At 65.0% G+C, this 4,928-nt stretch carries 6 protein-coding genes; 1 reads left to right on the top strand and 5 read right to left on the bottom strand.

The features are described from left to right. Positions 1-33: 33 nt before the first annotated feature. The 5 genes from BMX57_RS20230 to BMX57_RS20210 all read right to left on the bottom strand — a co-directional run bounded on the left by BMX57_RS20230 (position 34) and on the right by BMX57_RS20210 (position 3,889). Positions 34-885 (bottom strand): PhzF family phenazine biosynthesis protein, encoded by an 852-nt coding sequence (locus tag BMX57_RS20230; RefSeq protein ID WP_092371723.1) that lies wholly within the window; start codon positions 883-885, stop codon positions 34-36. Positions 886-967: 82 nt separating this feature from the next. Next, positions 968-1,930 (bottom strand): alpha/beta fold hydrolase, encoded by a 963-nt coding sequence (locus BMX57_RS20225; RefSeq protein ID WP_092371721.1) that lies wholly within the window; start codon positions 1,928-1,930, stop codon positions 968-970. A 20-nt stretch (positions 1,931-1,950) separates the two neighbouring features. Continuing rightward, positions 1,951-2,562 (bottom strand): pyridoxamine 5'-phosphate oxidase family protein, encoded by a 612-nt coding sequence (locus BMX57_RS20220; RefSeq protein ID WP_092371718.1) that lies wholly within the window; start codon positions 2,560-2,562, stop codon positions 1,951-1,953. Positions 2,563-2,573: 11 nt separating this feature from the next. Further along, entirely contained in the window at positions 2,574-3,047 is a 474-nt protein-coding gene (locus BMX57_RS20215; RefSeq protein ID WP_092371715.1) for a nuclear transport factor 2 family protein, read from the bottom strand. An 83-nt stretch (positions 3,048-3,130) separates the two neighbouring features. Continuing rightward, positions 3,131-3,889, bottom strand: coding sequence for a cysteine hydrolase family protein (locus BMX57_RS20210; RefSeq protein ID WP_092371712.1), 759 nt, complete (start codon positions 3,887-3,889; stop codon positions 3,131-3,133). Between the two features lie 203 nt (positions 3,890-4,092). Here BMX57_RS20210 and BMX57_RS20205 point away from each other — a divergent pair, with 203 nt between their 5' ends. After that, a complete protein-coding gene (locus BMX57_RS20205) occupies positions 4,093-4,644 on the top strand; it encodes a TetR/AcrR family transcriptional regulator (RefSeq protein ID WP_092371709.1) in 552 nt (183 codons plus the stop codon). Positions 4,645-4,928 lie beyond the last annotated feature (284 nt).

Genomic DNA, 4,928 nt, shown 5'->3' with positions numbered 1-4,928 from the left:
CAGACCACATTGCCTGACCGCGAACGCCGCAGCTCATCCGCTTATGACCCGGGTCGAACCCGAGACGCGGATGCCCGCGCCCGGTGCCTCGCCGATCTCCGTGCGCAGGAATGATGTTGCGCCCATGTCCTCTCCCTGAACGATGTCGATCGCGCCGCCATGAGGCCAACCGAGGTCGCGCAGATAGCCCGAGAGCGCCGCCGCCGCGGCGCCGGTCGCCGGATCTTCGAGGACGCCGCCCACGGCAAAGGCGTTACGGCTGTGGAACCGTCGCGGCGTCTCGGCCCAGAGCAGGTCGATCGTGGTCAGCCCGTGCGCACGCATCAGACGCGCGCCATCCGCCAAGTCATAGTTCATCCGCGCAAGCGTGCGCCTGTCCTGTAGCGCGAGGATCAGGTGATCGTTGCCGGCATGGGCGAGGCCCGGCGGCAGCGCGGGGTCGAGATCGGCGCGCGCAAATCCGAAAAGCGCCAGCGCCGCGTCGACAAGGCTCGGATCTGCCGCGGCGCTGCGCGTCGGCGGCGAGGTCAGGGTCGCGCGGGTGATGCCCTCATCCCGGCCGGCCTCGACCGCGATGGGGCCGTCGTTGAGGCGAAGCGAAAACACGCCCGCGCCGTCCCGTGCGGCGAGAACGCTGCCAAGGGCGACGGTGGCATGGCCGCAAAAGGCGACCTCGGCCTCGGGCGAGAAATAGCGCACGCGCCAGCCATCGCCCTCCGGTGCTGCAAAAACGGTCTCGGAATAGCCGACATCGGCGGCGATACGCTGCATCTCGGCCTCCGAAGGCAGCGCGTCGCCCACGACGACGCCGGCCGGATTGCCCCCCGCGTTGCCGTTGGAAAAGGCGGCCAGCCGCAGGATTTCGGTACTGGTTTCAGTTTTCATGTCGGTGATCCTTTTGGAAGTCGTGAAAAAAAGAGGGCGGCCAAGAAAACCCCGCCGGTGCCGACCGCCGGGGCCCTTTCACTCAGTCCTGGATGCGCGCGAGGAAGTCCTGCATCTCGGCGGCGATCACATCGCCGTATTCCTCGAGCGCGAAATGGCCGGTATCGAGCAGGTGGAACTCCACATCGGTCAGGTCCTGCTTGTAGGGATGCGCCCCTTCGGCCGGGAAGATGTAGTCGTTCTGGCCCCACACGATCAGCGTCGGCGGCTGATGCTCGCGGAACAGCGCCTGCCATTTCGGGTATTCGCCGAGATTGGTGCCGTAGTCGAGGAACATCTCGAGCTGCACCTCCTGGTTGCCGGGACGATCCAGCAGGTATTGCACATGCCAGAAATTGTCCGGGTTCACCGCCCCCACGTCGCCAACCCCGTGGGTGAACTGCCACATGGTCGCATCGAGCGTCAGGAAGCCGCGCAGCGCGTCGCCGTTCTCGGCGCTGGGGTCTTCCCAATAGGCCCGGAACGGATCCCAGAATTCGCGCAGCCCCTCTTCATAGGCATTGCCGTTCTGGATGACGAAGCCGGTCACCCGCTCGGGGTGTTCGGCGAACATCCGATAGCCCACGGGCGCGCCGTAATCCATCAGGTAGACGGCGTAGTCGTCGACGCCCTTCTCGTCGATCAGGCGGGTCACGGTCCGGGCGGTATTGGCGAAACTGTATTCGTATTCGCTGGCCGACGGCATGTCCGAGGCGCCGAAGCCGGGATAGTCGGGCGCGATGACATGGTAGTCCTCGGCCAGCACCGGGATCAGTTCGCGGAACATGTGCGACGAGGTCGGAAACCCGTGCAGCAGCAATACCGTGGGGTCGGACGGATCGCCCGCCTCGCGATAGGCGACGGTCAGTCCGTCGATCTCCATCGTCTTCATCTCGACGGCAAAGGGGCTCTGGGCGGCCCAGGCCCCTCGCGGCATCGTCACCGGCAAGAGGGCCGTTCCGGCCAGAAGCGCGGCGGTCACGGAGCGAAGCAGCTCTCTTTTCATGGGTCTTCTCCTTTCAATGGTCAGGCTGGGGTGCCCGGCGCCATGGCGCGGCGCAGGGCGGTGGTTTCGGCCCTGAGGGCCGCGTTTTCACGGCTGAGCGCCGCGATCTCGGAATGTGCCTCTTCGGTGGTGAAGCGGCGCGGAATATGGCGGGGACAGTTCCAGTCGAAGGCGGCAACATGGATCATCACGACACGTTCGGCCGGCGCGTCCGCGCTGCCCGCGTCGATGGAAGCCGCCTCGAAGGTGGTGGCATGGCCCCAGATCTTGAGCCGCCGCGCGCCGGCGTAATCCATCAGGATCAGCGACACCCGGTCGTCGCGGTCGAGGTTACCGACCGAGATATACTGGCGGTTCCCGCGCAGATCGGCATAGGCGATGGTGCGATCGTCGATGACACGCAGGAAACCCGGCGGGCCGCCCCGGAACTGCACATAGGGCCAGCCGGTCTCGGAAACCGTCGCCTGATAGAACCCGTCGCGTTCGGAGACAAAGGCGCGCTCCGCGTCGCCAAGGCGGTCACCGCCCTGCCGGGTGTCGGACAGGAACTTGGCGTAGCGGCCGGAACCGTGGCGATCCTGGCGGTCGCGGACCGCGGGGGTAAAGGCGATGTCGGCAAATGCAAGGGCCATGATGTGTCTCCTCAAAGGTCAAGGGAATCGAGCTCGGGGTGATCGGAGGGGCGCAGGCCGAGCGGCCAGTGAAACAGCCGGTCGGCCCCGGCGATGGGCAGATCGTTGATCGAGGCGATGCGGCGGCACATTCGGCCGTCAGGGGCGAACTGCCAGTTCTCGTTCCCGAAGGACCGGAACCACTGTCCGCTGTCATCGCGCCATTCATAGGCAAAGCGCACGGCGATCCGGTCGTTCGCAGCGGCCCAAAGCTGCTTGATCAGGCGATAGTCCAGCTCGCGCGCCCATTTGCGGGTCAGGAAGGCATGGATTTGCGCGTGGCCCGCGATGAACTCGGCCCGGTTCCGCCAGCGGCTGTCCTCGGTATAGGCCGGCGTGACGCGGTCCGGGTCGCGGCTGTTCCAGGCGTCCTCGGCGGCCCGGACCTTGACCATGGCGCTGTCGGCGGAAAAGGGCGGAAATGGAGGACGGTCTTGGCGGGTCATCGGATAATCCTTGGGGCTTGGGCCCCGGTCGGCGGGACGGGGAGGCGAGGCAACCGACCGGGGTCGGGGACAGCGCGGGGGGATCAGCGCGCGTCCCGCATCGCGGCCACGGTCGCGTCGGTGTCGGCGACATGGCTTGCGATCATGCGGAAATTGGTCATCGCGGCGGCATAGCCGTCGAGACCGGGCAGCTGCGCGGCGGCGGTGGCGTCGGTGACGACCATCACCTCGAACCCCTGCTCCTGCAGTTCGCGCATGTGGCTTTCGGTGCACAGGTTGGCGGACATGCCGGCGATGATCACCTTGTCGATGCCCTGCTTGCGCATCTGAAGCACCAGGTCGTTGGTCTCGGGGCCAAAGACCTTGTGCGGGTTCGTCACCACGGTTGCGCCGTCGTCGATATAGGGCTTGTAGCGCTCCAGCCAGTCGGCGCCCGAACCCTCCAGCCCTTCCGTGTCCAGCGGCCCGGAGCGGTCGAACATGCCGATCTGGTGCATCAGCGTCTCCAGCGCGCCCTCCATGTGCCAGCGGTGGTCATGCGGGAAGTAGTAATGCGGCGACACGAAGACGGGCATGTCCGTCTCCTTGGCCGCCGCGAACAGGCGTTCGATGTTCTCGACCGTGCCGACCTCCTCGGCATTGGCGCCGACCACGCCCCAGGCGACGCCGTCGGGGTGCAGGAAATCGTTCTGCGGGTCGGTCACGAGAAGCGCGGTGTCGCCCGCCGTGATGTCGAATCCGGGATCGGGAAGACCGTCCTGCGCGCCGGCAGGCACGACCAGCGTGGTCGACAGGAGGAGCGGAGCGGCGAGGCCGAAGAGGATGGAATGCGTCGTGTTCATGTCTTTACCCCTCAAGGTTAACTGATCGGTAACCGTATGATGAACAGATCGGTTAATGCTAGCAAGGGAGAATCTGGACACCCGGCTCACCTACGGTGTCCGGCGTGTCGAAAATCGGGAGCTAAGACGCCGTAATTCCATCTGAAACTTGACAACGGGAGAGGTGGGATATATTTACAGATCTGTAAATGTAAGGTGTCGAAGTGAGCCGAAACAAGCGCGACGAGCTGATTCGAAACGCCCTCAAGATCTTCTACCGCAACGGCTTCAACGCCACCGGGATGGACCTGGTCGCCAAGGAGACGGGCGTCTCCAAAACGTCGATCTACAAGCATTTCCGGACCAAGGACGAGTTGATCCTGGCCGTGCTGCGCCTGCGCGACGAGGAATTCCGCAACTGGCTCTTCCGCCGGATGGAAGAGCTGGGCGAGACACCGGCCGCGCAACTGCTCGCCATGTTCGATGCGCTCGAGGAATGGTTCCTCGCCGACGGGTTCCAGGGCTGCATGTTCATCAAGGCCAGCGCCGAGTTCCAGAACAAGGACGACGCGATCAACCGCCAGTCCTATGCGCACAAGGAGCTTCTGGCGGATCACTTGGCGCGACTTGCCGAAGCTGCAGGCTACGAAGACCCGCAAGAGCTGGCGCGCCAGCTGCTCATTCTCAAGGAGGGGGCGATCGTGTTGGCGGCGATGTCCCATGCTCCCGCACCGGCATCGGAAGCCAAGGCAATCGCGCTCCGACTCCTGAATTGAGCCCGAGATGTCGCGGCACGCAAACCGTGTCGAAAATGGTAATCTCGCAAAATTCGGTTCCGCCTCGCGGCCGGTGAGCCTGCGCGCCAACCAAGGCAGCGCCTGGAATGGGCGACAGTTCGGACCGTTGCATGGCAGCCCGGATTTCTACGCTCCCGGGCCTGTCTTCTGCTGCGCCCGCATGCCGGGATTCTTGCGATTCCGCTTCGGGCTGGACACCGCCTTTAGACGTCACAGGGAACACGCCATTCTCAAGTTCCCTTGAAAGTCAGCTCTTCGCTCAA

Source organism: Cribrihabitans marinus (genome assembly GCF_900109035.1).
Classification (GTDB): domain Bacteria; phylum Pseudomonadota; class Alphaproteobacteria; order Rhodobacterales; family Rhodobacteraceae; genus Cribrihabitans; species Cribrihabitans marinus.
The sequence above is the reverse complement of the archived record's forward strand: the minus strand, read 5'-3'. Positions and strand labels throughout refer to the sequence as shown.